Genomic DNA, 25588 nt, shown 5'->3' on the forward strand with positions numbered 1-25588 from the left:
TCAGTTGACTCTCTCTGCCGCTTTGCGGCGTTGAAGCATGGCGGCGCGCTGGCGCAGCGCACGGTCGTCGCTCGCCGCGGCCGCAGCGGCCGATGCGGCGGTACGCGCGGGCGCCTGCTCCAGCCACTGAACCAGCGATTGGACGGTGGGGTACTTGAAGAGATTGACCACGGGGATGGCGGTGTGCAGCTGGTCTTCCAGCAGCCGGTGCGCGCGGATCAGCAGCAGCGAGTGGCCGCCCAGGTCGAAGAAGTTGTCGTGCAGGCCGACCTGCGCGACCTGCAGCACCTCGGACCACACCGCGGCCACCGTCTGCGCGACATGGCCTTGCGGCGCCTCGTAGGCCTGGCCGCTGGCGAGGGCCGGCTCGGGCAGTGCCTTGCGGTCCACCTTGCCGTTGGCGTTCAGCGGCAGCGCATCGAGCACCTCGAAGGCGCGCGGGACCATGTAGTCGGGCAGCACCTGCGCAAGCCGCTCCTTCAACACCGCGGTGTCGATGGTCTCGCCCGCATGCGGCGCGAGGTAGGCGACGAGCCGCGTGCCGGCCGGGCCTTCCCTGGCCACCACGACAGCTTCGCGCACGGCGGGCTGCGCAAGCAGTTCCGCCTCGATCTCGCCGAGCTCGATGCGAAAGCCCCGGATCTTCACCTGGTGGTCGATGCGGCCCAGATACTCCAGCCGTCCTTCGCCGTTCCAGCGCACGAGGTCGCCGGTGCGGTAGAGCCGCCCGCCGCCGACGCTGTCGAACGGGTCGGCCACGAAGCGCTCGGCGCTCAGGCCGGGCCGCTTCAGGTAGCCGCGCGCGAGGCTGACGCCGCCCAGGTACAGCTCACCCGCCACGCCCTGCGGCACGAGGTTGAGGTCGGCATCCAGCACGTGGGTGCTGGTGTGGCTGATCGGCCTGCCGATGGGCACCTGGCTCCGGCCGTCGTTGCGGCAGGCCCAGTGCGTGACGTGGATGGTGGTCTCGGTGGGGCCGTAGAGGTTCTGCAGGCCCGCGCCGTGCAGGCGCTCGAGCGTTTCCTTCTGCGTCTCGGCCGGCATTGCCTCGCCGCCGCAGATGATGTGGCGCAGGCGCGTGCTGGTCTCGATGCCCTTGTGCGCGAGAAAGACCTGCAGCATCGAGGGCACGAAATTGAGCGTGGTGACCTGGTGGCGCTGGATCAGCTCGACCAGGCGCCCCGGGTCGCGGTGATCGCCGGGGTTGGCCACCACCAGCCGCGCGCCCGAGGTCATCGGCCAGAACAGCTCCCACACCGACACGTCGAAGCCGAACGGCGCCTTGTGCAGCACGGTGTCGGCGCGCGTGAGCTTGTAGATGCCCTGCATCCACGCCATGCAGCTGTGCAGCGCGCTGTGGCGGATGGCCGCACCCTTGGGCTTGCCGGTGGAGCCCGAGGTGTAGATCACGTAGGCGAGGTTCTCGATGTGCAGGCCGACCTGCGGATCGCTCTCGGGCTCGGCGCCGAAATCGGCGGCATCGACTTCCAGCACCGTGAGCGCGCGGCGGTCGGGCACGCAATCGACCAGGCTGCGCTGCGTGAGCAGCAGGCCGATGCCGCTGTCCTGCACCATGTAGGCCAGGCGCTCGGCGGGGTATTCGGGGTCCAGCGGCACATAGGCGCCGCCCGCCTTCAGCACGCCCAGGATGGCGACCACCATCTCGACGGAGCGCTCCATCGCGATGCCCACGAGCACCTCGGGCTTCACGCCCAGCGCGATCAGCCGGTGCGCCACGCGGTTGGCGCGGCGGTTCAGTTCCGCGAAGCCGAGCGACTCGTCGGCGAACAGCAGCGCAGTGGCATCGGGTTGCGTGCGGGCCTGCCGCTCGATCATGCGGTGCACCGGCTCGGGCTGCGGCTCGCGGTACGTGTTCACGCCCCATTGCGCGAGCCGCGCCTGCTCCGGCGCGCCGAGCAGTTCGATGTCGCCGATGGGTTGATGAGGATGCTCGGCCAGCGCCTGCAGGATCGCGACGTAGTGGCCGGCCATGCGCGCAATGGTGTCGGGCTCGAACAGCTCGGCCGCGTAGATCACGGCGAGCGAGAGCTGGCCGCCCGGCTGCTCGCGCGCTTCGAGCGCGAGCTCGAACTGCGCCGCGAGATCGGGCAGCACGTGGTCTTGCGCGGCGATGCCGGGCAACCGGCCGAGCGAGCGGTAGTCCTCGAACAGGTGGTTGAACATCACCTGGAACAGCGGTGTGTGGCTCAGGCTGCGCTCGGGCTGCAGCATCTGCACGAGCTGCTCGAAGGGCACATCCTGGTGCGCCTGTGCGCCCAGCACCGCGTCCCGCGCCTGCGCCAGCACGCGCGATGCGCCGAGGCGGCCATGGATCGGGTTGCGCAGCACCAGCGTGTTGACGAACAAGCCGACCACGCCTTCGGCTTCCACGCGGTTGCGGTTGGCAATCGGCGCGCCGATGCGGATGTCTTCCTGGCCCGTGTAGCGGTGCAGCAGCGCCTGGAAGCCCGCCAACAGCACCATGAAGAGCGTGGCACCGCCAGCCTCCGTGGTGCGGCGCAACTGCGCGAGCAGGTTCGCCGGAAGTTCGAAGGCGTGGCGCGCGGCGCTGTAGCCGGCTTGCGGCTTGCGCGGGTGGTCGGTGCGCAGGTCGAGCACGGTGTGCGTGTCGCCGAGCTGCGTGCGCCACCAGGCCAGCTGCCGCTCGCCCTCGCCCGCCGCCAGCCACTCGCGCTGCCAGAGCGCGTAGTCGGCGTACTGGATGCGCGGTGCGGGCACGCGCACGGTGTCGCCCTTCAGGTGCGCGGCGTAGCCTGCGGCCAGTTCGTCGATCAGCAACTGCATCGAGGCGCCGTCGGACACGATGTGATGCATCACCAGGGCGAGCACATGCACCTCGTCGACGGTGCGGATCAACGCGGCGCGCAGCAGCGGCCCCTGCGTGAGGTCGAAGGGCTGGGCCTTGAGGCGCCGCGTGGCTTCGTCCAATTGCGCATCCGCTTCGCCCTCGGCGCCGCGCAGGTCGACCAGCGACAGCGGCACCGAGCTGCCCGGCTTGATCCATTGCTCCACGCTGCCGTCGACGCCGGCGCTGAACACCGTGCGCAGCGATTCATGGCGCGCCACGAGATCGTCGAAGGCCGCCTGCAGGGCATCGACCCGCAACGCGCCGGCCAGGCGCAGCGCGCCACTCACATGGTAGGCCGCGCTCTCGGGATCGATCTGCCAGAGAAACCACTGGCGCTCCTGCGCGTGCGAGAGCGGCAACGGCAACAGCCGGTGCTCCGCAGAGAGCACGGCGATCGGTGCGGGCTGCGGGCGCACGCCCTGCACCTGCAGTTCGCGGATGGCCGATGCGCAGTCGCGAAGGCGCGGCTGCTCGAAGAGCCTGCGCGCGGGGAAGTCGATCTGCCAACGCGCGCAGATGCGCGCGGCCGCCTGGGTTGCGACGAGGGAACTGCCGCCGCGGTTGAAGAAGTGGGCATCGCGGCCGAGCGGGCGGTCGTCGCCGTGCTTGCAGACCTCGCGCCAGATGGCGGCGACGGCCTGCTCGACTTCGTCGAGCGGCGCTTCGGCAACGGCCTCGACCGGACCTCCGCGCACGAAGGCACCGTGCTGGTAGATGGCATAGGCGTCGGCGCTGCCGTCGAGCCAGCCCGCGCGGCAGGCACCGCGCTGAAGCTTGCCGCTGGTTGTCTTGGGCATGCCGCCGGGGTTGAGCAGCAGCACGGCCGACAGCGTCTCGCCGAACACTTCGCTCACGGCGGCGCCCAGCGCATCGACCAGCACCGCCGCCGGCACCAGCTTCTGCATGCTGCGCGACACCTCGGCGGCCACGCCGATGCCTTCGCCACCCGGCCCCTCTGCCGCGAAGACCGCGACGCGGCCCTTGCGCACCGCGTCGACCTCGGCCTCGATGAGCCGCTCGATGTCCTGCGGGTAGATGTTGTGGCCGCGGACGATGATCAGGTCCTTGATGCGGCCGGTGATATAGAGCTGGCCCTCGTGCATGAAGCCGAGATCGCCGGTGCGCAGCCAGCGCTGGCCGCCCCGCTCGACGAAGGTCTCGCGCGTCTCGCGCTCCTTGCCCCAGTAGCCGTGGCCGATGCTCGGACCGCAGGCCCAGATCTCGCCGATCTTCCCGGGGGCCGCGGCCGAGAGCGATTCGGCATCGACGATCTCGATGCGATGGCCGGGCGCGACGTCGCCGCAGCCGACCAGCGTCGTGCCCTCGTCTGCGGGTGTTCCCGTGCCGCTGGCAAGGCCGGCGGCGGAAAACGCGGACGCGACCAGGCCGCCGCCTCGGCGGCCGCCGGTGACGAAGAGGGTCGCCTCGGCAAGGCCGTAGCAGGGATAGACGGCTGCCGCGTCGAAGCCCGCGGAGGCGAAGCGCGCGATGAACTCGACTTCTGTGTCGGCGCGCACGGGTTCGGCACCGGTGTAGGCCACGCGCCAGCTCGACAGGTCGAGCTGAGCCAGTTGTGCATCCTTCACGCGCTCCAGGCACAGGCGGTAGGCGAAGTCGGGGCCGCCGCTGAGCGTCGCGCGATGGCGCGAGATCAGTTCGAGCCAGCGCACCGGGCGCTCCAGGAAATAGCCCGGAGAGGTGAGCACCAGCGGAATGCCGCTGTAGAGCGGCTGCAACAATCCGCCGATCAAGCCCATGTCGTGATAGAGCGGCGCCCACGAAACGAAGCTGTCGCCCGGGCCGACACCCATGCTGCGCTGGATCGCCTCCTCATTGGCCATCAGGTTGCCGTGCATCACGACCACGCCCTTGGGCGCCGAGGTGGAGCCCGAGGTGTATTGCAGGAAGGCGACGTCGCCGCCGGCCGGCTCGAAAGGCGTCCATGCGTCGGCGAGCGCGATGTCCACGGCATCGACGGCAACGATGTCCGCATCGCCGAACTGGCGCAAGCCCGCGCTCGTTTCATTCATCGCGCGCGCCATGGCCTCGGACGTCAGCACGCAGCGCGCCTGTGAATCGGCGGCAATGCCGGTCAACCGTGCAAGGTGCTGCGGGCGCGCCGATTCCGGCGGGAACACCGGCACCGCGATCACGCCCGCGTAGAAACAGGCCAGCATGCTCACGGCATAGTGGTCGCCGTTGTCCAGCATGACGAGGGCGCGCTCGCCCTTCGCGAACCGCTGCTGCAGCCGCGTCGCGAGGGCGCGCACGCGGCGCTCGAAGACGCCGTAGCTGATTGCCTCTGCGCGGTCGGTGCCATCCACCGCGCTCACGACGGTGAGCCAGATGTCGTCGCGCCGCGTGTCCACCAGCGCGCGAAGGTGCGCCACGAAATTCTTCGGGCGCGACGAGATCGGCGCCTGCTGCGCCTGCGTGTTCTTTTCCATCCTGCGGACTCCCTGCGGTTCTAGAAGCGGCCCAGATTTCCGTGCGGCTCGGCCATGGCCACGATCACCTTGCGCGGCCCCTTGAATGGCGAGCGCGCATGCGCCACCAGCATGTTGTCGAGCATCAGCACGTCGCCCTCGTCCCACAGAAAGGTGACCGTCTCTGCATCGAGCACGGCGCGCACCTCGTCGAACATTTCGTCGCTGATGGTCGAGCCATCGGCGAAGAAGGTGTTGCGCGGCACGTTCTCGATGCCGTAGATTTCTTCGAGCACCTCGCGCTCCTCGGCCTCGCGCGCAGAGATGTGGAACAGGTGGGCCTGGTTGAACCACACCTGCTCGCCGGTCACGGGATGCGTCTCCACGGCCTGGCAGAGCTGCCGGGTGCGCAGGCCGTCGTCGTCCTTCCATTCCCACGAGATACCCGAGCGCTCGCAGAAGGCCTGGACTTCGGCGCGGCTTTCGGTGTTGAACACCTTTTGCCATGGCACGTCCATCTCGCCGAAGTTGCGCACGTACAGGATGCCGGGCTCGAAGCGCTTGCGGATGTGCCCGGGCATGCGGCGGTAGACCGCGCGGCTGTCGGCAATGGGCGTCTCGCCGCCTTCGGGCGAGGCGGTCACGCAGTGGAACCAGATCTTCATGGGCCATTCGCGCGTGTAAGCCTGCTCGTTGTGCAGCGGAATGCTCTGGTGCGCCGGGTACTCGGTGGAGGTGTAGACACCTGCGCCGGTGGAGGCCGACACCGCGGAGCGCGGCGTGGAGGCGAATTCGTACTTCAGCAACGGATGGCCGAACGACGAGGCGAACTGCTGGAAGGTTTCCACCGCCGGCACCGAGAAGCCGCGCAGCAGCACGCCGCCGGCAAGCAGCAGCGACTCCTCGATCTGCGGGCGCAGGCGCTCCACGGCCGAGAGCAGGTCTTCGCCGGCATGCGCGGGTGTCATGAGGACGGGAAGGTCGGAGCCGGCGGGCGCCTTGCTGCGCACGAGGCGGGTGAGCGTTTCATTCATGTCGATTCCTTGGCACGCCACGCGAGCGCGGCGGCATAGCCCGTGGGCGCGTCGAGCGCCACGGCTTGAAGACCGGACCATTCGGGGAAGGCGTATTCGAGGACGTATCGCCCGTGCGCACCGGAATGGACGCCGATGGATTGAAGATGCTCGGCCACGCCGACGCCGACGGCCTTGAGCACCGCCTCCTTGCCGACCCAGCGGCTGTAGAGGGCCTGCAGCGGGTCGCCAGCTTCTTGCAGCGCGCGGCGTTCGCTGCCGGTGAAGGCGAGCGAGGCGACGGCCTCGACGTCGACGTCGCTCCTGCAGGCCTCGATGTCGATGCCCACCGCGCTCACCACGCGGGGATCGGCGAGCGCGATGAGCGCATGGGCGCCCGAGTGCGAGACGTTGAAGAGCGGCGCATCGCCACCGGCCACGTCGAGAAAGGGCTTGCGGTGCAGGCCCACGGCGAGCCGTACCTCGGCCGGCTGGCAGCCCACGCGCCGGGCAAGCAGGCCGCGAAGGGCCGCGCGCGTGGCCGTGAAGCGCACGCGGTCGGCGGTGCGTACAAACCTGTCGGCCTGCGCGCGCTCGGCCAATGCCAGCAGCTGGCGCTCGGCCGAGACATCGGCATCCAGGTCGCAGTCGAGGCGGTAAACCTCGATGCCTGCGGGGAGCGGATCAGGCCAGGACACGGGACGCATGGCGCCCTCCTGCAACAGCCTGGGCGAGCCGGTCGGTGAGTGCGGCCAGGAATGCTGTTTCGTGCTGCCGGATGAAGAAGTGGCCGCCGTCGAACCAGTCGAGCGTGAAGACACCGCCCGCCTCGGCCGACCACGCGTGGACGGATGCCGCGTCGATGTCGTCTTCGCGCCCGGCAAAGGCATGCACGGGCATGGGCAGCGGCGCTTCTTCGCGGTACCGGAAGCTCTCGCACACACGGTAGTCGGCCCCGAGCATGTCGAGCGTGATGCGCATGAGTTCCGCGCTCGCGAAGGCTTCCTCGGGCGTTCCGCCCTGCTTGCGCAATTCGGCCGCGAGCGATGCGTCGTCGGTCTTGCCGGCGAAGCGCGCGGGATCGCGCCGCGAAGGCGCACAGCTGCCGGAAGCGAGCAGCGCAAGCGGCAATGGGCGCCCCATCGATTGCAGCCGGCGGGTGATGCCGTAGGCCAGCAACGATCCCATGCTGTGGCCGAAGATCGCGAAGTCGCCGCGCAGCACCTCGGCCTGCTCCGCGCAGACCCGCGCGACGAGCTCATCGAAGTTCCGGACCAGGCGCTCGGACAGCCGGCCACCGCGGCCAGGCAACTCCACGGGCACGATGTGGACCCAGCGCGGCAGCAGCCGCCGCCAGCGCAGGTACATCGTTGCGCTGGCGCCCGCACAAGGCAGGCACAGCAGCGAGACGCTCGCGTCCATGCGCGTCAGCCCGCCGAGGTTTGGGCTGCGGTTCCGGTCGCCGGGTTCTGCTGCGCCATCCATTCGCGCAGCGAGCGGGGACGCATGTCGGTCCAGTTCTGCTCGACGTGGGCCAGCACGGTCTTCTTGTCGCCCTTGACGCCCTCGACCGCTGTCCAGCCCTTCGGCACGGCCTTCCAGTGGGGCCAGATGGAATACTGGTCTTCGTGGTTGACCAGAACGATGAAGGTCTCGTCTTTGCGATCGAAGCAGCTCGTCGACATGGGTGCGTCCTTATGCGGTTGAACAGGTTCTGGCGATCAGGCGGCCCGGCGGGCCATCTGTTCGCTCCTGATCAACAAGACGTTTCAGGACGCGATCTGTTCACTCCGTGGCGGCCGGCGGCACCAGTCCGGCCAGCAGCCACAGCCGGGCCGCCCTATCGTAGGCCTTGCGGTGCAGGGGATCGGCAAGAAGCCAGGCCGTCATCTCGGCCCGCGCGCGGGCATCGAAGCTCTCGTGGTCGTGCTCGCGCTGCACCCACTGCCATGCGGTGCTCCAGATGGGATCGTCCTGTTCTTGTGTCATGCGTGAAGGGTGTGATGCATCACGCGGCAGTACATCGGCAAGCCGCGCGGGAGTTAAGGCTTTTACCCTACACCAATCCCGCAGGCGTGCGAAGGCTCAGTCGTCCTCGAGCAGGCGACCGCATTCCTTGATCGCCTGCGCCGCCTCGGCAATCAGGCCGTTCACCAGGCCGAGCGCGCATCCCAGGCGCTGAGCGATGTCGCGCTGGGTGAGGCCTTCGAGCCGGTAGAGCTCGAACACCAGGCGCGTGCGCGCAGGGAGCCCCGCGAGCACCTTGTCGATGGCCTGGATCGCCTGGCGTTCGCGCATCAGGCGATCGGGGGTGGGCACGCCGGCGACATCGAGCGCTTCGACATCGACATCGAAGGTGCGGTAGTTGGCCTCGACGGTGTGGCGCCGGCAGCAGTCGAGCGCAACATTGCGCACGACCTGGCAGCAATAGCCGATCGGCCGATCGGCCTTGCGCACGCAAGGGCCGTCGGTGATCTTGAGGTAGGCGTCCTGCACGACATCGTCGGCCAGCTCCGCGGTGCGAACGATTCTTCGCGCCACGCGCAGGAGCTGAGCACGATTCGCGATGAAGACCTCCGCGAGCGTGGGCTCCGAAAGGTGCAGCGCGCTGTCGATCGGCTCTCGCATCATGCGAGGCGGGGCACGGATCGCCCAAGAGAACGTCGGCGAGGGTGCAGACACATGAACATGAAGGCGGTACTCCTGAAGTATTCAATGCAAATGAGAACTATTACTACTTGTGGATACAAAAAGCCCCGATATCCCAACCCCTTCATGCTCCATATCCACTAGACGTTTGAGTACGCAAAAGCGAGACAGGCGAGCGCCGGAAATCGGTCGATCCGCTCATCGATGGTGGAGCGCTTGCATGACGGCAGGATGATCGCGTCCACCCCGCATCTAAAATCCCGCCCCTTTCCCCGATCCCCCCGATCCCTCCCCCATGAACATCGTCGTCAACGAAGAACTCAAAGCCTATATCGATCCATTGACTCCGGAGGAACACGAGGCGCTGGAACGCAGCATCCTCACCGAAGGCTGCCGCGACGCGCTGGTGCTGTGGGGCGACGTGCTGGTGGACGGCCACAACCGCTACGGCATCTGCCAGAAGCACGGGCTGCCGTTCCAGACGGTGCAGAACACGCGCTTCAAGACGATCGAGGACGTGCACCTCTGGATGATCGACCAGCACCTCGGCCGGCGCAGCATTTCGGACTTCCTGCGTGGCGTGCTGGCGCTCAGAAAGAAGGACATCGTCGACGAGCGGCGTGCGCGTGCGCTGGCCGAGACGGCTCGACCGGACGACGACGCGCCCTTCGACGCCGATACGCCCGCTGCCGAGTCATCCACCGACAGCGGCGCCGCGGCCCTGCCCCCGCCCGCCCCCTTGAGCAGCCGCGAAGCCATCGCGAGGGCCGCGCGCCTGAGCAGCAACCAGGTCGTGATGATCGAGAAGATCCAGAAGCAGGCCGCGCCCGAACTGGTGGCGGCGGTGAAGTCGGGCGTGATCTCCATCAACACGGCGGCGGCCGTGGCCAGCCTGCCTGCCGAAGAGCAGGTGTCGGCGGCAAACGCGGGCAAGGACGAACTCAGGCAGGCCGCCAAGCGGGTTCGCGAGGCCAGGCGCAAGCCGCGCGAGGAATCGGCCGAATCGGATGCGGCCGATCAGCCTGCAGGGCAGCCCGACGCCGTTCAAGTGCTGGAACGGCGCGTGGCCGAACTGACGGCCGAGAACGAGAGTCTGCGCCGGCAGCTCGCCGAACTGCGGGCGCAGCTGGCTACAGCCGGATCTCTGTGATCTTCGCGCCCGACAGCGAAACGCCCGCCTCGAGCCCCACGTTGGTCAGCACGAAGCCGACCACCGGCTGGCGCAGCGTGTTGGTGTCGATGCTGCCGTTCGCGCCCATGGTTGCGGCGGCCACGGTGGCATCGGCGCCTGCCGTCCATCCCTTGCTGCTGCGGAACTTGTCGAGCGCAGCCTGCGTGGTGAACACATAGATCACGGCCTTCGACTGCGCACCGGCCTGGAAGCCGATCGAACCCGCAGTGGTGCTGTAGTAGGCCTGCGTGCGGCCGTTCACGCGCAGCGCGCCCCGGCCGTATTCGGCACCGATGCCCATGCTGGCGCCGACCACGGCGGGGAACACCAGCACGCCACTGGACGAGGAAACAACCTCGCGCGAGCCCTTGACCGTGTCATACAACTTGGACAGTGCGGCGTCGACCTGGGCATCGATCGATGCACGCGTTGAAGCGGTGCTGGCCTGGTCCTGGGGCCGCGTGGTGGTGCAGCCCACCACCGCGGCGCCGCCCACTGCAACGGCACACGCGAGCGCAAGGCTTCGGAACTGGATGGATCGCATGACGCTCTCCTTTGCTGGCTGGAAAGATGGAAAGGCCGAGGCGCTTTCTTTCGCGGCCCTCGGCAGCCTGTTCGAACACCCATGCTAAGACCGCAAAATACCGCTGAAGCCGACTTGGGAAAACGGCCTACGCGAAGTCGAGCCGCCGAGGAACGATGGCCCGATCGGCTGCCCGGTGTTGCCGATGGCATACTGGCGCGCCGCCGCGCCACCCCCTGTAACGGATGAGTCCCGGCCGGCCGGAACCACCTCCAGCGAAGCCGCCATGAACCACCCGCCAGATGCCTTGTCTGTACCTTCCAGGCCGCGCCAGGCTCTGCACTGATGGGCGTCGCGATCGAGGCGCCTGACCGGCCTGCCAGGGTGTACCCCGCCATGCTGCGCGCCGTGCGCTCATGCCTGCCGGTCTACCGCATCCTGCTGGCACACACGCCGGGCCATGTGGTCCTGGTCGTGGGAACGGTCCTCGCGTCGCAGTTGAGCCTGTTGATGACGCTCTGGCTGCCGTGGAAACTCGTCGTCATGCTGACCGGGTCCCAGGGGCCCACGCTGCTGCCGCGAGTCCTTTCCGACACGCCGCAGAAGACCCAGGTGCTGGTTGTCGGCGGCGCCATCGTCGCGGCCTATGTGCTGCATCTGGCGGCCGAAAAGCTCATCGACTGGCTGTGCGAGCGCGGCGCGCAAAAGCAATGGCAGGCCAGCGGGAAAACGGGCCTGTTCAACAACCAGTCGAAGACCGCGCGGCAGGCCTATCAACGCCTGCTGCGCAGCGCTGCCGCCCTGGTGTTCGCCGGCCTGGCCATGGTGGCATTGGCCGCTCTGTACCCCGCCATGCTGCTGGCGGCGCTGCTGTGGTGCGGCCTCGTGCCATCGGCCTTGCACGGCGCCATCGCGTGGCGGCCGGGCCTCGCGCATGGCGTGCGCGATTCGCTCAACCGCCTGATGAGCGGGTTCGTGCAGGGCGGGTTCTTCTGCGCGCTGGCCATCGTGGTGTGGCAATACTGGCGCGATGCGCTGCCGCCGCTCTTGGTGGTGCTGGTGGCGCTGATTCTTCTGCGCCAGGCGCTGCAGCAGACCGCTTTCGTGGTGCTTCATTTCGCCGCGCTGGACAGGCAGCGCAGCCAGGTTCGCGCGCTCTTCCTGCCCGATGTGCGATGGCAGGCACCCGCGGCGGTTCGCAGCCCATTCGACGAGCTGCTGGAACCAGCCCGACGCGAGCAATGGATGCGCGAGGTCCTCCGCTCGCAGCTCGGCCTGCCGCTCAAAGGCACGCGGCTGGAGGTGCAGACCCGGACCCTGGGTGCCGGCAACATCAAGGCACTGTTCGTGAGGCCGCTCGACGGCGGGGCTGCCGCGAACCATGGCTTTCTCTTCAAGCTCTTCGACCACGCGCGCGACGCGGCGGCTCAACAGGAAGCCGACCTGCTGGACATTGGCGCGGCCGGACTGCCCGCCTTCGAATGGCTCGGCAAGACACGCGTGAGTGGCTTTGCCTGCCACCTGATGCGCTGGAACACGCAATCCCGGCGCACGAACGGAACGGAATATGCGCAGGGCGTCTCGGCATTGCGCATCCGGCTGATGGCGTACGAGCCACCGCCCGGCCTTGTCGAGCGCTACCGCCGCTCGCGCGCCCTTCTGCCGGAGCGGCTCCCGCACATCCGCTTCGACGCACTGCGGGAAGCTGCCGCCCACAAGGTGCAGGCGGACGCCATCGAGTCGCTGCGGCTCGCCTGGCCCTCCTTCGTGCAGGCGATGCAGGCCATGCCGCTGCAGCTGATACAGCCCCATCTCTCCAGCAACGCAGTCTTCAGGGAAGAGGATGGCAGCTTCCGCATCCATGACTGGGCCGATTGGCGGCTGGAGCCGTTGGGCGCCGGCTGGCCGCTTTCGCAGCACATGACGAGGGATCTGGAGCATGCGCTGGCGCAGGCGTCGGCCGTGCGTGCACTGCCGGCGGGCGTGACGGCGCAGCAAGCCGGACTCGCTGCGCGGCTGCATGAATTCGAACGCCGCCATGCGCGCGAGAACTACCAGGGCGCAGCCAACATGGTGGCCGGCCTGCTGCGTTGACGCGCCAGAAAACCCCTCGTCCTCCGGAAGTTCTGCAAGATTCCTCCCAACTCTTGAATGATAATGATTGCTATTTACTTCCAGAGATAGCAATTGTTGAACGCAAGACTCAAGGGCGCTGCGCCGGCCGGCGCGTGCCCGGCACCAGGAACCGCCTCCCTCCCCTCCTTCAAGAACTCGACGCTCGGCCTGGGCACCGGCGCCACGCTGCTGGTCCTGTGCGCAGCCGCCCAGAGCGGCCGTGCCCATGCCCAGGAGGCCACGGACAGGGCAGCCGCCGCGCTGCCGACCGTCACAGCCACCGCAGCGGAAGAAACAACGCTCCAGCATCTCGGCGCCAAGGTGAGCAGCGGCGCCCTGGGCGCACGCACGCAGCTTGAGACGCCCTTCTCCACCACCGTGGTCAAGAGTGAAGACCTGGCGGAGCGCCAGGTGTCCAAGCTGGGCGACGTGTTCGCGCTCGATGCCTCGGTGTCCGACAACAGCGGCGCCTACAGCAGCTGGGCCAGCTACATCACCGTGCGCGGCCTGCCGCTGGACTGGCAGAACGGCTACCGGATGGACGGCAAGCCCTTCCTGAGCTACGCCATCACGCTGCCCTACGAGCATTTCGAGCAGATCGAGCTGCTCAAGGGATCGTCGGGTTTCATGTACGGCTTCGGCTCGCCGGGCGGCATCGTGAACTACGTGCCCAAGAAGCCGACCGATCAGCCCGTGAGGAGCATCGACATCGGCTACAAGTCCAGCAGCATCTGGAGCGAGCACGTCGACCTGGGCGGGCGTTTCGGCGCCGACGACCGCTTCGGCTACCGGCTCAATGCCACGCACGAAGAAGGCAAGACCTTCAACGACGGCGGCATCCGCCGCGATTCGGTGTCGCTGGCGCTCGACGCCAGGCTGACACGCGACCTGACCTGGACCTTCGACGCGCTCTACCAGAAGCGCAAGTCCACGGACCAGACGCCGTCGATCGTCACCAGCGGCTATACCGGCACGCGCCTGCCCGCCACGATCCGCGAGGACGGCCAGAAACTCGTGGGCCCCGGGCAGCACCTCGCCACGGATCTGCAGCTCTACTCGACAGGCCTGCAGTACAAGCTGACGCCCGACTGGACGCTGAGCACCAGCTACAGCCACAGCACCTCCAAGCGCAGCCGCAACGAAGGCATTCTTTACCTGCAGGATGCGAGCGGCAGCTACGACGACTACCGCTCCGACACCCGCGAGGGCCATCGTTTCGACCAGTGGCAGGCCATGGCCGAGGGCAAGCTGCGCACCGGCAGCATCGAGCACCAGTTGACGCTGGGCGCAGCGTGGCAGAAGCAGGTCAACGACTACAGCAGCAACAGCATCTACCAGTGGATCGGCACCGGCAGCATCTTCGGGCAGAACACCAACGCCTACGCCAGCACGACCGACCTCGCGCTCTATCGCAACAGCGACATCACGCAGCGCGCGGTCTTCGCGAGCGACACCATGAAGCTGTCGGACCGCTGGTCGGTGCTGGCCGGCCTGCGCAGCACCAACTACGAACAGCGGGGCTATGGCACCGACGGAGCCAAGACCTCGGAGTACGCCAAGAAAGGCGTGGTGACGCCGACGCTGGCGCTGATGTTCAAGCCCGCGCCCGACACCACGCTCTACACGAGCTATGTCGAATCGCTCGAGCAGGGCAGCTCGGTCGGCAACCTCTACGCGAACGAAGGCGAACTGCTCAAGCCGCTCAAGAGCAAGCAGTACGAGCTGGGCATCAAGACCGACCGCGAGCGCTGGAGCGCGACGGCCGCGCTGTTCCGCATCGAGCGCGGCGCCGAATACGCCAACAGCGCCAACGTGCTGGTGCGGGACGGCCAGTCGATCTACCAGGGCCTGGAACTGGCCGCGTCCACGCGCCTGGGATCGCAGTGGCAGATCGGCGGCAACCTGATGTTCCTCGACACCTCGTACCGGCGCGGCGCCGAGAACATCGGCAACCGCGTGGCGGGCGCGCCGAACTTCGTGGCCACGGCGCAGGTGTCGTATGCGGTGCCGCAGGTGCCGGGCCTGAAACTCTCGGCCGATGCAAAGTACACGGGCAGCACCATGCTCAATGCGGCGAACCAGCTGAAGCTTCCCGGCTATGCCGTTGCCAACATCGGCGCAAGCTACGCCACGCGCATCCACGGGCACGACACGACCTTCCGCGTGGCGGTGAACAACCTGACGAACAGGCGCTACTGGGAATACCAGTACGACAACTACATCAAGCCCGGCGACCCGCGCACCTTCAGCCTGAGCGCCAAGCTGGACTTCTAGGGCATTGCCGGGGCGGCGCCTGCGCAGCGTGGAAGAATGAACCTCCTTCTTCCCGCATCGCCGAAGCAGGCGGCCCCGACTCCATGCCCAACGCCACCGAAGACCAGATCAGCGAAGCCGCCATCGTGGAGGCCGCCCACGCACTGCGCGCGCCGGCCGTTCGAATGCTCGAGCAGCTCGTTGCGCATCCTTCGCTGCTGGGACAAGAGCAGGATGCACAGGCCTTCATGGCCGAGTCCTTCGCGAAGCTGGGCCTGCGTGTCCACCAGTTCGAGATCGACGAGGAAAAGATCCGTCAGCATCCGGGCTACTCGCCCTCCATCGTCCCGTACGAAGGGCGCACCAACGTCGTGGGCATTCATCAGCCCCGCGGGCCGCAGAAGGGCCGATCGCTGATCTTCAATGGCCACATCGACGTGGTGCCGACCGGCGCCGAGGTGCTCTGGAAGCACCCGCCTTTCAAACCCGTGATCGAGGGAGACCGGCTCCACGGCCGCGGCGCTGCCGACATGAAGGCCGGCATTGCGGCCTACACGATGGCGTATGCGGCGCTGCAGTCGCTCGGGCTCGAACCGGCATCGCCGGTGTATTTTCAATCGGTGGTGGAAGAGGAGTGCACGGGCAACGGGGCGCTGGCCTGCCTGGTCGAGGGCTATCGCGCCGACGCGGCCATCATCCCCGAGCCGCTCGGCGGCGTGATGACCTGCCAGATGGGCGTGCTGTGGTTCGCGCTCGAGGTGCTGGGCAAACCGGTGCATGCCTCGGTGGCCCAGACCGGCGTCGGCGCGATCGACTTCTCGCTGTACCTTTTCTCGGAACTCAAGAAGCTCGAGCAGCGCTGGAACGAGCCTGCCAATCGTTATCGCAGCTACGCGCACCATCCGCATCCCGTCAACTTCAACCTCGGAAAGATCCAGGGCGGCGAATGGGCCTCGTCGGTGCCCTCGGCCTGCCGCAGCGACATTCGCATCGGCTTCTATCCCGACATGAACGTGGCCCGGGCCAAGGCCGAGGTCGAGGCCGTGCTGGCTTCCGCCTACGCCACGCATCCGGCCCGCGAGAGCCTGCGCTACCAGCTGATCTACGAAGGCTTCCAGGCCGATGGCTTCGACCTCGACCTGGATTCGCCGATCGTCACCGAGCTCTCGAAGTGCCACCAGGACATCGTCGGGCAGGCACTCGAACCCGGGGCCTTCACGGGCACGACGGACGCGAAGTTCTTCAACATCTACGGGCAGACCCCTGCGGTCTGCTATGGCCCCACGGGCTCCAGCATCCACGGCATCGACGAGTGGGTTTCCATCGACAGCCTGGTGCAGGTGACCGCCGTGCTGGCGGTGTTCATGGCGCGCTGGTGCGGCGTCGACCGCATCGATTGATCGAGACCGAAGAAGCGTTGTGTCATACCCGCGTGGCGAAGGTCGTTTTACGATGCACGCCACGTCGTTCGCGTGGACGACTCGAACCCGCAAGGAAAGTGAATCCAAAAGGATGCATCCGCTGAATCTCGCCCTCTTCGATGCACTCGCGGCGGGCTTCTCTCCCTCGCCCGCGGTGCTGCGGCTGGCATCGGCCATCGCGCTGGGTTCGTCGTGGGCATGTGCGGCGGTTCTTGCCTGGGCCGCATGGCGGCATGTTGCGCAGCGGCCTTGCGTGCTGGCGGTGCTGGCCGCCGGAGGAGCGGCTTCCCTGATCTCGCAGGAGATCGCTGCTTCCGTGGGCGTGCCGCGTCCCTTCATGATGGGGCTGAGCCCTGCGCACGTTCCCCACGGCCTGCGCGCGGGACTTCCCAGCACCCACGCTTCGGTGATGTTCACCATGGCCTTCATGCTGCTGCTGCGACGCTCGATGCGCGACGTGGGGCTCGTCATTCTTGCTGCTGCCGTGGCCACGGGCTGGGCGCGTGTCTACGTCGGCATTCATTTTCCGTTCGACGTCGCCGCCGGTGCGCTGCTGGGCGTGGCCATTGCCGCGGCGCTGTTTGCGGTACAGGCTGTGGCGCCCAGGCTCGCTCCCCAGCCAGCAGCGGCCCTGGCACCGCCATTGCGCGCGTTGGCCGATGGCAGGGCCGGGCCTTGCCTGGTGCTGGTGTTCATCCTCGCCGCGGCATGGGTCGGCTCCAACACGCCCGGCATGATCGGGCCGGCGGTGCTGGAGGAAGACGGACCGGTCGAGAAAAGCACGGTTCTTCTGTATCTGGCTGCGGTGTTCTGCGTTCTGATGGTTCGCGTGGCGTTTCTCTCGCGGCTGGACCGGCTGGCCATCTGCATATTGCTTCTTGCCTTCGCGGCCCGGGAAGCGGATTGGCATCTGGCGCATTTCGGCACCGGCTTGCTGGCAGCGCCGCTCTCGCGCATTCTTGCTGCGACGGCCATCCTCGGGCCCATTGCCATCGCAGCCGGGTGGCTGGCCAAACGCGCCTGGTCCGCACACCGTGCGATGCGCTCATGGCGGCAATGGCGGCCCGAAGCCACCACCTCGCTGACCTTCGTTGCAGTCATCGGGACTGCGATCATCCTCGACCAGGTCGCTGTCCCGCTCGCCGGACGGCCGGGCTTGTTCGCCGCAGAGTCTTCCCAAGAATTTCACCGCTACCTGATGCTCAGCTTCGAGGAAATTCTGGAACTGGTCCTGCCGGTCCTGGCGCTTCTGGCCATCCTGCAGGCGAGGCTGGGTGGGAGCCGGGATCCGGCCGCCGCCGCCATCGGGCGCTCGTACGCATAGCGCGCAGCCAAAGAAAAACGGGTTGCACCATTTCTGATGCAACCCGTTCTTTGACTGGCGGAGTGGACGGGACTCGAACCCGCGACCCCCGGCGTGACAGGCCGGTATTCTAACCAACTGAACTACCACTCCTGGTAGACAACGTTCACTCCTTGCGGAGCCAAGTGCTGACGACTTGTGCCTGCTTCACTTGCGCGAAACTGGCGACCCTACGGGGATTCGAACCCCGGTAGCCACCGTGAAAGGGTGGTGTCCTAGGCCTCTAGACGATAGGGTCAAAACCTTAGGAACCGTGCTGCGATCAGCACTTATCTTCTCGACACTTTGATGGTGGAGGTAAACGGGATCGAACCGATGACCTCTTGCATGCCATGCAAGCGCTCTCCCAGCTGAGCTATACCCCCATTTGACTTTCAGGCTTTTCTTTTCAGAATCACCCTGTGTCGCTGTCAAGCCTCAAATTATAGACCGAAAAATCAGGCCCTTTTCAAACGCTCGATAACTTTTTCACGAGAAAAGATCGCGAGCACCGAATCGAGGGATGGCGTCTGTGGTGTACCCATCAGGAGGACGCGAACCGGCATGGCCAACACGGGCATTTTCACCGAATGCTCGGCCAAGACTTCCTTGATGGCCGCAGCGATCGAAACTTTTTCCCACGCCACGCTCGCGAGCTTCTCGGCGAGCGTTGCGATGACGGGCTTCACTGCATCAGCAACGTGCTGCGCGAGATCGGCTTCGCTCGGCGTCACGTCCGCGTAGAACGCGGCGGCCCAGTCGGCCAGCGCGACCGTGGTTTCGCAGCGGTCCTTGAAAAGTGCGCAGATGGCAGGCAGGCGCTCGTCGGCGGCGATGCCGCGCTTTTGCAACTGCGCCGCCACGAGCGGCGCAAGCGCATCGTCGGGCTTGGTCTTGATGTATTGCGCGTTCACCCATGCCAGCTTCGCGGCGTCCCACTGGGCGGGGCTCTTCGACAGGTGCGAGCCATCGAACCAGCTCACCATCTGCTCGCGCGTGAAAAGTTCATCGTCGCCGTGGCTCCAGCCCAGGCGCGCCAGATAGTTGAGCATGGCTTCGGGCAGGTAGCCATTCTCTTCATAGGCGGTGACGCTCACGGCGCCGCGGCGCTTCGAGAGCTTCTGCCCGTCATCGCCCAGGATGACCGGCACATGGCCGAACTGCGGCAGCGGCGCGCCGAGCGCGCGGAAGATGTTGATCTGCCACGGCGTGTTGTTGATGTGCTCGTCGCCGCGAAACACATGGGTGATGGCCATGTCCCAGTCGTCGACCACCACCGCGAAGTTGTAGGTCGGCACACCGTCGGGCCGCAGGATGATGAGGTCGTCAATCTCGCGGTTGTTGATGGTGATCTCGCCCTTGACGAGGTCGTTCCACGTCACGTCGCCTTCGGGCGGATTGCAAAAGCGCACCACCGGCGGCACGCCTTCGGGCACGGGCGGCAGCACCTTGCCGGGCTCGGGGCGCCAGCGGCGGTCGTACAGGGTCTTCTCGCCGCGCGCGCGCTGCGCCTCGCGCATTTCGTCGAGCTCGGCCGGCGTGCAGTAGCAGTGATAGGCCGTGCCGGATGCGAGCATCTGCGCGATGACTTCGCGGTAGCGCTCGAGGCGCTGCATCTGGTAGATCGGGCCTTCGTCATAGTCGAGGCCGAGCCAGTGCATCGAGGCGAGGATCTGGTCGGTCGAGTCCTGCGTGGAACGGGCCACGTCGGTGTCCTCGATGCGCAGCACGAACTCTCCGCCGTGATGGCGTGCATAGGCCCACGAGTAGAGCGCGGTGCGGGCCGTGCCCAGGTGAAGGAAGCCGGTGGGAGACGGAGCGATGCGGGTGCGAACTTTGCCGGTCATGGATCAATCAGGATTTCAGGGTGCCGAGGCCACGAAGCAGGTCAGCCTTGATGTCGTCGATGTGCTCCAGGCCGACCGCGAGGCGGATGAGCCCCTGGCTGATGCCGGCGGCCTGGCGCTGCGCTTCGGTCAGGCGGCCGTGCGAGGTGGTGCCGGGGTGCGTGATGATGGTCTTGGTGTCGCCGAGGTTGGTGGCGATGCTCACCACGCGCGTGCTGTTGATCACGTGGAAGGCATTGGCGCGCGCGGTTTCCGGATCGTTGCCGACCACGTCGAACGACACCACCGCCCCGCCCTGCCCCGACTGCTGGCGCATAGCCAGTTCGTGCTGGGCGTGCGAGGCCAGGCCGGGGTAGTAGACGCGTGCGATGCCGGGCTGCGTTTCGAGCCACTGCGCGACAGCCAGCGCATTGGCGCACTGCGCCTGCATGCGGATGCCGAGCGTCTCGAGGCCCTTGAGCACCACCCATGCATTGAACGGCGAGAGCGCCATGCCGGCGGTGCGCACCACCGGGCCGAACACGTCGACGATGAGCTTCGAGGGGCCGCAGATCGCGCCGGCCATCACGCGGCCCTGGCCGTCGAGGTACTTGGTGCCCGAATGAATGATGAGGTCGGCGCCCAGTTCGGTCGGACGCTGCAGCGCCGGCGTGCAGAAGCAGTTGTCGACCGCGAGCAGCGCACCGGCGCCATGCGCCAGGTCGGCCAGCGCCCGGATGTCGCACACCTCGGTCAGCGGATTGGTCGGCGTTTCGGCGAACAGCAGCCTGGTGTTGGACTTCAGGGCCGCGCGCCATTCGGCCACGTCGGTCTGCGAGACGAAGGTGGTCTCGACGCCAAACTTGGCAAACTCCTTGCCGAACAGGTTGAGCGTGGAGCCGAACACCGAGCGCGAGCAGACCACGTGGTCGCCGGCCTTCAGCAGGCCCATGCACATCATGAGGATCGCACCCATGCCGGTGGAGGCGCCGATGGCGGCTTCCGTGCCTTCGAGCGCCGCCAGGCGCTGCTCGAAGCTGGTGACGGTGGGGTTGGACGTGCGCGAGTAGGTAAAGCCCGCTTCGGTACCGGCAAAGCGGCGCGCCGAGGTCTCGGCGTCGGGCTGCACGAAGCCGCTGGTCAGGAACAGCGCTTCGGAGTGCTCGCCGTGCTGGCTGGGCGCCAGGCCGGTGCGCAGCGCGAGCGTGTCGCGGTGCAGTCCGGGCGGGAGGGTTCGTTCATCGGTCACTTCTTCGGCTCTCACTCGCTGTGGTTGGGAAGCGCCAGGCGCGAAGAATCTTCTTCGGTCTCTTCGACGCGGGGACGGTTGCCGTTCATGCGCGAGATGGCTTCGGTGTCGATGTCGCCGGTCACGTACACGCCGTCGAAGCAGGACGCATCGAAGCCGTCGAGCTTGGGGTTGAGCGAGCCGATGGCGCGCTTCATGGCATCGACGTCCTGGTAGATCAGCGCATCGCAGCCGATCAGCTCGCGGATCTGCTCGACCGTGCGGTCGTGCGCCACCAGTTCGTCCTTGGTGGGCATGTCGATGCCATAGACGTTGGGGTAGCGCACGGGCGGCGCCGCGCTGGCCAGATAGACCTTGCGCGCGCCGGCGTCGCGGGCCATCTGCACGATCTCGCGGCTGGTGGTACCGCGCACGATGGAGTCGTCGACCAAGAGCACGTTGCGGCCCTTGAACTCGCTGGCAATCACGTTGAGCTTCTGGCGCACCGACTTCTTGCGCACGCCCTGCCCCGGCATGATGAAGGTGCGGCCCACGTAGCGGTTCTTCACGAAGCCTTCGCGGTACGGAATGCCCAGCAAGTGCGCGAGCTGCGTGGCGCTCGGGCGGCTCGATTCGGGGATGGGGATGATCACGTCGATCTGGTTTGGCGGCACGGTCGAGACCACGCGCTTGGCCAGCGTTTCGCCGAGGTTCAAGCGCGCCTGGTAGACCGAGATGCCGTCGAGCACCGAGTCTGGACGCGCGAGATACACGAACTCGAAGATGCACGGGTTGAGCGACGCCCCTTCGGCGCACTGCATCGAGTGCACGTTGCCTTCGAGGTCGATGAACACGGCTTCGCCCGGCTCGATGTTGCGCTCGAACACGTGGCCCGAGCCTTCGAGCGCGACCGATTCGCTGGCCACCATGACGGTGCCGTCGGCGCTGCGGCCCATACACAGCGGACGGATGCCGTAGGGGTCGCGGAAGGCCAGCAGGCCATGGCCGGCGATCAGCGAGACCACGGCGTACGAGCCACGCAGGCGCTTGTAGACGTTCTTGACGGCAGCGAACACCTCGGCCGGATGCAACGGCACGCCGCGCGAGGAACGCTCGATCTCGTGGGCCAGCACGTTGAGCAGCACTTCCGAATCGCTCTCGGTGTTGGTGTGGCGGTGGTCGGTGGAGAACAGCTCCGAGCGCAGCGCGTGCGCGTTGGTCAGGTTGCCGTTGTGCACCAGCACGATGCCGAAGGGCGCGTTCACGTAGAAGGGCTGCGCCTCTTCCTCGCTGTAGGCATTGCCCGCCGTCGGGTAGCGCACCTGGCCCAGGCCCACGTTGCCCGGCAGCGCGCGCATGTTGCGCGTGCGGAACACGTCGCGCACCATGCCCTTGGCCTTGTGCATGAAGAACTTGCGCTCCAGCAGGGTGACGATGCCGGCCGCATCCTGGCCGCGGTGCTGCAGCAGCAGCAAGGCGTCATAGAGCAGCTGATTGACGGGTGCGTTGCTGACAACGCCGACGATTCCACACATGAACGATTCCTCTCAGGGCAGGTAGCTTGCCAACTTTTCAGGCAGCGCGGGTTTCAGGCCCTGCAATGCCGCATCGAGAACATTGGCGCTGTGCGATTCGTGCCACCAGGCACTGTCGCTCAACGCCAGCAAATGAACAATGACCGCCAGCACGAGCAGGGCAACCGCACCCCGCGCCGCTCCGAAGGCCCCACCCAATATCCGGTCCACCGGCCTGAGGCCGACAGCCGCAATCAGCTTTCGCGTCAGCGCCGCCACCAGGCCCACGCTGAACGCCACCCCGACGAACACCAGCACGAAGGCCAGCGGATAGCGCCAGGTGGCCTGCGGGTCGCCGAACGGCAGCCAGGCCGCCACATCCGACGCCAGCCACTGGGCGGCAATGAATGCCGCCACCCAGCCCGCCAGCGAAATCACCTCGAACACCAGGCCCCGCATGAGGCCGAACAGCATCGACACGACGACGAGCGTGACGGCGATCCAGTCGAGCAGGGCCACAGCGGCGGGCGATGGCTACTACAACGTGAGGATGGCTGCCGACAAAGACAAGCCCTTGACCTTCTCGGCGGCCTTGTCCGCCTCGGCGCGTGAGCCGAACGGGCCGACACGCACGCGCGTGCGCTCGCCATCGGCGGTCTTTGCCACGTGCACATAGGTCTTGAGGCCCGCCTTCTCGAGTTTCTGCCGCACTTCGCGCGCCTTGTCCGCATCGGCAAAGGCGCCGACCTGCACCACGAAGCGGCCGCCGTCTTCGGCTGCGGCGGGCTTGGTGCTGGTGTTGGACGGCTTGCCCTCGAGCAAGGCGCGCGCGCGGTTGCCGTCGTCGGCCGAAGCCGGCTTGGGGGCCGCGGGCTTGGGTTCGGGTTTGGCTTCCGGCTTGGCCTCGGGCTTGGGCTTCGGCTCGGGTTTGGGCTCGGGCTTCGGTTCCGGCTTGGGCTCGGGCTTGCGCTCCGGCTTGGCCTCGGCCGCGGGCCGGGTCTCGGCCGCAGGCGTGCTGGCCGCCGGCTTGCCGGGATCGGTTATTTCGGTGCCGTCGGCGCTCTCGGTGATCATGCCGCCGCCGCCGGTGGACGGCGCTGCCGCCACGCGGGCGCCGGGGTCGGCAGCGCCGGTCGCCGGTGCGGCGGGTGCCGGCGTTGCGGGCACGGGCAATGGCTTGACCTTGTTGCGGTCGGGAATCTCGATCGGAATATCGACCGCGACCGGGCGCGGCTGGGTGTCGAACAGCAGCGGAAATCCGATCACGCCAAGCAGCACCAGGACCGCCGCGCCCACCAGCCGGTGGCGCGCACGGCGACGCATGGTTTCGACACTTTCCGCGGGGACGGCTGCCGGTGCGTTGCGTCCTTCGTTGCCTTGTGGGCCGCGCGTGCGGAACTTGAAAAACGCCATGAAGTTCGATCCCTGAAGGAGTGCAGCGAGGTGTGTGCCTGATGGTGCGGACGGGCCGGCGATCAGCCGCCGGGCAGCAGGTGTTTGGCTTGCAGCCGCGGAGTGCCATGCTCCAGCACGCCACCCACGGTGAAGAACGATCCGAAGACCACGATTCTATCAGCGGGGTCCGCGTGCTCGATGGCTGCACGCAGCGCTTCCATCGGGTCTGCATGCACGCTGCCCGAGACGTCGGTGCGCGTGTTTTGCGCCTGCCAGCTCGCGAGCAGATCGCCGGCCTTGGCGGCGCGCGGCGTCGGCAGGTCGGTGAAGTACCAGCGGTCGATCATCGGGCCGATGCGCGCGAGGATCGGGGCCAGGTCCTTGTCGGCCATGACGCCGAACACGCCGTGCGTGGTGGGGTAGAAACCCATCGCATCGAGGTTCTCGGCCAGCGCCGCGACCGCGTGGGCGTTGTGCGCCACGTCGAGCACCAGCGTAGGCTCGCCCGGAACGATCTGGAAGCGGCCGGGCAGCTCGACCATGGCGAGCCCCGTGCGCACCGCCTGCGCGGTGATCGGCAACCGGGGCCGCAGCGCCTCCAGCGCCGCGAGCACGCCCGCGGCATTGAGCAGCTGGTTGGCGCCGCGCAGTGCCGGATAGGCCAGCCCGCTGTAGCGCCGGCCGCGGCCCGACCAGCCCCACTGCTGCTTGTCCCCTGACACGTTGAAATCGTGCCCGAAGCGCCAGAGGTCGGCGCCGATGGCTGCCGCATGGTCGATCACGCTTTGTGGCGGCATCGGGTCGCTCACGATGGCGGGCTTGCCCGCGCGCATGACGCCGGCCTTCTCGAAGCCGATGCTTTCGCGGTCGGGCCCGAGGTAGTCCATGTGGTCGAGGTCGATGCTGGTGATGACCGCGCAGTCGGTGTCGATGATGTTGACCGCATCAAGCCGGCCTCCGAGCCCGACCTCGAGAATGGCCACGTCCGGCTTCTCCTCGATCATGCAGCGCAGGATGCCCAGGGTGGTGAACTCGAAGTACGTCAGGGGCATGTCGCCCCGCGCCACCTCCACCGCCTCGAAATTTGCTATCAATTTTGAAGCATCGACCGCTTCGCCCGCCAGCCGCAGCCGTTCCTCGAAGCGCACCAGGTGCGGCGACGTGAAAACCGCCGTGCGGTAGCCGGCGTGCGTGAGGATCGATTCGAGCATGGCGCAGGTCGAGCCCTTGCCATTGGTGCCGGCCACGGTGATCACCGGGCAGTCGAAGCGCAGGCCCATCCGGGCGGCCATTTCCTTGGCGCGGTCGAGGCCGAGCTCGATGTTCTTCGGATGGAGTTGCTCAGCGCGTGCGAGCCAGTCGTTAAGGGTTTCCATGGAGCCCGGCATTGTCGCCGACCCGGAAAGCGCGCGGCGCCCCACGTTTTATCGGCATCATTGGCGTCCATGACAACCCTCTACGGCATCCCGAATTGCGACACCGTCAAGCGCGCCCGCACCTGGCTCGACGACCACGGCGTCGCCTACACCTTCCACGATTTCAAGAAACAGGGCGTGCCCGAGGCCGAACTCGACCAGTGGCTGAAGAAGCCCGGCTGGGAGGCGCTGGTCAACCGCCGGGGCACCACCTGGCGCAAGCTCGACGAAGCCACCCGCAACGCGGTGGTCGACGCGGCTTCCGCCCGTGCGGCGCTGCTGGCCAACCCCAGCCTGATCAAGCGGCCCGTGGTCAACTGGGGTCCGAAAACCGGCGTTACGACGGGGTTCGACGCCGAAGCCTGGGCTGTGAACGCTGTGTAAATGCCGGAACCCTGTCTCGCTGGCCGGCCTCCAACCTCGATCTG

The 25588-nt window shown here is 67.3% G+C and carries 20 protein-coding genes and 3 tRNA genes; 6 read left to right on the forward strand and 17 right to left on the reverse strand.

What is annotated here, in order from left to right:
* The 7 genes from VAPA_RS19110 to VAPA_RS19140 all read right to left on the reverse strand — a co-directional run bounded on the left by VAPA_RS19110 (position 1) and on the right by VAPA_RS19140 (position 8939).
* Positions 1-5316 (reverse strand): non-ribosomal peptide synthetase, encoded by a 5316-nt coding sequence (locus VAPA_RS19110; RefSeq protein WP_021008409.1) that lies wholly within the window; start codon positions 5314-5316, stop codon positions 1-3.
* Between the two features lie 20 nt (positions 5317-5336).
* Positions 5337-6329 carry a TauD/TfdA family dioxygenase gene (locus tag VAPA_RS19115; RefSeq protein ID WP_021008410.1) on the reverse strand — a complete coding sequence of 331 codons (993 nt, stop codon included), beginning with the start codon at positions 6327-6329 and terminating at the stop codon, positions 5337-5339.
* Positions 6326-7015: a 4'-phosphopantetheinyl transferase family protein gene (locus VAPA_RS19120; protein WP_021008411.1), complete on the reverse strand. Its 690-nt coding sequence runs from the start codon at positions 7013-7015 to the stop codon at positions 6326-6328. The genes VAPA_RS19115 and VAPA_RS19120 overlap by 4 nt, the downstream gene beginning before the upstream one ends.
* Positions 6993-7730, reverse strand: a complete 738-nt coding sequence (locus VAPA_RS19125; RefSeq protein ID WP_021008412.1) for a thioesterase II family protein — start codon at positions 7728-7730, stop codon at positions 6993-6995. Before VAPA_RS19125 ends, VAPA_RS19120 begins: the two co-directional genes overlap by 23 nt.
* 5 nt (positions 7731-7735) lie before the next feature.
* A complete protein-coding gene (locus VAPA_RS19130) occupies positions 7736-7993 on the reverse strand; it encodes an MbtH family protein (RefSeq protein ID WP_021008413.1) in 258 nt (85 codons plus the stop codon).
* 100 nt (positions 7994-8093) lie between these two features.
* The gene (locus VAPA_RS19135; protein ID WP_021008414.1) at positions 8094-8297 is read right to left on the reverse strand and encodes a hypothetical protein; all 204 of its coding nucleotides are present in this window, start codon (positions 8295-8297) and stop codon (positions 8094-8096) included.
* A gap of 96 nt (positions 8298-8393) precedes the next feature.
* Positions 8394-8939, reverse strand: coding sequence for a sigma-70 family RNA polymerase sigma factor (locus tag VAPA_RS19140; protein ID WP_021008415.1), 546 nt, complete (start codon positions 8937-8939; stop codon positions 8394-8396).
* Between the two features lie 313 nt (positions 8940-9252).
* On the opposite strand from VAPA_RS19140, the gene VAPA_RS19145 reads away from it, so the two are divergent.
* Positions 9253-10107 (forward strand): hypothetical protein, encoded by an 855-nt coding sequence (locus tag VAPA_RS19145; protein WP_021008416.1) that lies wholly within the window; start codon positions 9253-9255, stop codon positions 10105-10107.
* On the opposite strand, the gene VAPA_RS19150 is transcribed toward VAPA_RS19145, so the two are convergent.
* Positions 10088-10672, reverse strand: coding sequence for a BPSL1445 family SYLF domain-containing lipoprotein (locus VAPA_RS19150; protein WP_021008417.1), 585 nt, complete (start codon positions 10670-10672; stop codon positions 10088-10090). The genes VAPA_RS19145 and VAPA_RS19150 overlap by 20 nt on opposite strands.
* Positions 10673-10996: 324 nt before the next feature.
* On the opposite strand from VAPA_RS19150, the gene VAPA_RS19155 reads away from it, so the two are divergent.
* The 4 genes from VAPA_RS19155 to VAPA_RS19170 all read left to right on the forward strand — a co-directional run bounded on the left by VAPA_RS19155 (position 10997) and on the right by VAPA_RS19170 (position 17764).
* A complete protein-coding gene (locus VAPA_RS19155; protein ID WP_021008418.1) occupies positions 10997-12745 on the forward strand; it encodes a hypothetical protein in 1749 nt (582 codons plus the stop codon).
* Positions 12746-12934: 189 nt separating this feature from the next.
* Positions 12935-15040, forward strand: coding sequence for a TonB-dependent siderophore receptor (locus VAPA_RS19160; RefSeq protein ID WP_051255396.1), 2106 nt, complete (start codon positions 12935-12937; stop codon positions 15038-15040).
* An 83-nt stretch (positions 15041-15123) separates the two neighbouring features.
* Positions 15124-16419 (forward strand): M20 family metallopeptidase, encoded by a 1296-nt coding sequence (locus VAPA_RS19165; RefSeq protein WP_021008420.1) that lies wholly within the window; start codon positions 15124-15126, stop codon positions 16417-16419.
* A gap of 112 nt (positions 16420-16531) precedes the next feature.
* Positions 16532-17764, forward strand: a complete 1233-nt coding sequence (locus VAPA_RS19170; protein ID WP_021008421.1) for a phosphatase PAP2 family protein — start codon at positions 16532-16534, stop codon at positions 17762-17764.
* 55 nt (positions 17765-17819) lie between these two features.
* Here VAPA_RS19170 and VAPA_RS19175 read toward each other — a convergent pair.
* The 9 genes from VAPA_RS19175 to folC all read right to left on the reverse strand — a co-directional run bounded on the left by VAPA_RS19175 (position 17820) and on the right by folC (position 25133).
* Positions 17820-17896 (reverse strand) — tRNA-Asp (locus tag VAPA_RS19175).
* Positions 17897-17965: 69 nt separating this feature from the next.
* A tRNA-Glu gene (locus VAPA_RS19180) sits at positions 17966-18041 on the reverse strand.
* Positions 18042-18092: 51 nt separating this feature from the next.
* Positions 18093-18168, reverse strand: a tRNA-Ala gene (locus VAPA_RS19185).
* A 72-nt stretch (positions 18169-18240) separates the two neighbouring features.
* Positions 18241-19629, reverse strand: a complete 1389-nt coding sequence (gltX, locus tag VAPA_RS19190; RefSeq protein ID WP_021008422.1) for a glutamate--tRNA ligase — start codon at positions 19627-19629, stop codon at positions 18241-18243.
* A 7-nt stretch (positions 19630-19636) separates the two neighbouring features.
* Positions 19637-20857, reverse strand: a complete 1221-nt coding sequence (locus VAPA_RS19195) for an O-succinylhomoserine sulfhydrylase (protein WP_021008423.1) — start codon at positions 20855-20857, stop codon at positions 19637-19639.
* A gap of 11 nt (positions 20858-20868) precedes the next feature.
* The gene (gene purF / locus VAPA_RS19200) at positions 20869-22371 is read right to left on the reverse strand and encodes an amidophosphoribosyltransferase (protein WP_021008424.1); all 1503 of its coding nucleotides are present in this window, start codon (positions 22369-22371) and stop codon (positions 20869-20871) included.
* 12 nt (positions 22372-22383) lie between these two features.
* Positions 22384-22869, reverse strand: a complete 486-nt coding sequence (locus VAPA_RS19205; RefSeq protein ID WP_021008425.1) for a CvpA family protein — start codon at positions 22867-22869, stop codon at positions 22384-22386.
* 18 nt (positions 22870-22887) lie between these two features.
* A complete protein-coding gene (locus VAPA_RS19210) occupies positions 22888-23763 on the reverse strand; it encodes an SPOR domain-containing protein (RefSeq protein WP_021008426.1) in 876 nt (291 codons plus the stop codon).
* Between the two features lie 62 nt (positions 23764-23825).
* On the reverse strand, positions 23826-25133 hold the full coding sequence (folC, locus tag VAPA_RS19215) for a bifunctional tetrahydrofolate synthase/dihydrofolate synthase (RefSeq protein ID WP_021008427.1): 1308 nt from the start codon (positions 25131-25133) through the stop codon (positions 23826-23828).
* Between the two features lie 57 nt (positions 25134-25190).
* Between folC and VAPA_RS19220 the strand changes: the two genes are divergently transcribed.
* The gene (locus tag VAPA_RS19220) at positions 25191-25544 is read left to right on the forward strand and encodes an ArsC family reductase (protein ID WP_080666865.1); all 354 of its coding nucleotides are present in this window, start codon (positions 25191-25193) and stop codon (positions 25542-25544) included.
* Positions 25545-25588 lie beyond the last annotated feature (44 nt).

This window comes from Variovorax paradoxus B4, assembly GCF_000463015.1.
GTDB lineage: Bacteria > Pseudomonadota > Gammaproteobacteria > Burkholderiales > Burkholderiaceae_C > Variovorax > Variovorax paradoxus_E.

Coding starts and splice junctions, on each gene's coding strand:
- VAPA_RS19155 (WP_021008418.1), top strand. CDS start 10,997: ATGGGCGTCGCGATCGAGGCGCCTGACCGGCCTGCCAGGGTGTACCCC.
- VAPA_RS19140 (WP_021008415.1), bottom strand. CDS start 8,939: ATGATGCGAGAGCCGATCGACAGCGCGCTGCACCTTTCGGAGCCCACG.
- VAPA_RS19120 (WP_021008411.1), bottom strand. CDS start 7,015: ATGCGTCCCGTGTCCTGGCCTGATCCGCTCCCCGCAGGCATCGAGGTT.
- VAPA_RS19130 (WP_021008413.1), bottom strand. CDS start 7,993: ATGTCGACGAGCTGCTTCGATCGCAAAGACGAGACCTTCATCGTTCTG.
- folC (WP_021008427.1), bottom strand. CDS start 25,133: ATGCCGGGCTCCATGGAAACCCTTAACGACTGGCTCGCACGCGCTGAG.
- VAPA_RS19135 (WP_021008414.1), bottom strand. CDS start 8,297: ATGACACAAGAACAGGACGATCCCATCTGGAGCACCGCATGGCAGTGG.
- VAPA_RS19165 (WP_021008420.1), top strand. CDS start 15,124: ATGCCCAACGCCACCGAAGACCAGATCAGCGAAGCCGCCATCGTGGAG.
- VAPA_RS19115 (WP_021008410.1), bottom strand. CDS start 6,329: ATGAATGAAACGCTCACCCGCCTCGTGCGCAGCAAGGCGCCCGCCGGC.
- VAPA_RS19170 (WP_021008421.1), top strand. CDS start 16,532: ATGCATCCGCTGAATCTCGCCCTCTTCGATGCACTCGCGGCGGGCTTC.
- VAPA_RS19145 (WP_021008416.1), top strand. CDS start 9,253: ATGAACATCGTCGTCAACGAAGAACTCAAAGCCTATATCGATCCATTG.
- VAPA_RS19220 (WP_080666865.1), top strand. CDS start 25,191: ATGACAACCCTCTACGGCATCCCGAATTGCGACACCGTCAAGCGCGCC.
- VAPA_RS19210 (WP_021008426.1), bottom strand. CDS start 23,763: ATGGCGTTTTTCAAGTTCCGCACGCGCGGCCCACAAGGCAACGAAGGA.
- VAPA_RS19110 (WP_021008409.1), bottom strand. CDS start 5,316: ATGGAAAAGAACACGCAGGCGCAGCAGGCGCCGATCTCGTCGCGCCCG.
- gltX (WP_021008422.1), bottom strand. CDS start 19,629: ATGACCGGCAAAGTTCGCACCCGCATCGCTCCGTCTCCCACCGGCTTC.
- purF (WP_021008424.1), bottom strand. CDS start 22,371: ATGTGTGGAATCGTCGGCGTTGTCAGCAACGCACCCGTCAATCAGCTG.
- VAPA_RS19125 (WP_021008412.1), bottom strand. CDS start 7,730: ATGGACGCGAGCGTCTCGCTGCTGTGCCTGCCTTGTGCGGGCGCCAGC.
- VAPA_RS19150 (WP_021008417.1), bottom strand. CDS start 10,672: ATGCGATCCATCCAGTTCCGAAGCCTTGCGCTCGCGTGTGCCGTTGCA.